The following is a 217-nucleotide window of genomic DNA, read 5'->3' as shown; positions in this document are numbered from 1 at the left end:
TCAACAGGCAGATTTGCCAGATATAGATACATGTTACCGTGAATATATCGCATTAGAGCAGAGCGAGCTGAATAGCGATCTTGCAAAGAATTTTTGGCATAACATTGTTGCTGATATAGAGCCTGTTGATATCCCAGGTCACGCCATTAGTGAAAGCAAGTCTAGTATTTCACGCTTTGATGTGCCTGTATCTGAGAGTGAGGCGACATTAGTTAAA

At 41.0% G+C, this 217-nt stretch carries 1 protein-coding gene; it reads left to right on the top strand.

From position 1 onward, the window contains the following. The coding region (locus CWC11_RS22935) for a hypothetical protein (RefSeq protein WP_171038522.1) at positions 1-217 on the top strand (217 nt) is incomplete at both ends.

The organism is Pseudoalteromonas sp. S3178, assembly GCF_005886985.1.
In the GTDB taxonomy this organism is placed as follows: Bacteria; Pseudomonadota; Gammaproteobacteria; order Enterobacterales; family Alteromonadaceae; genus Pseudoalteromonas; species Pseudoalteromonas carrageenovora.
This window is presented reverse-complemented; position numbering and strand designations above follow the sequence as displayed.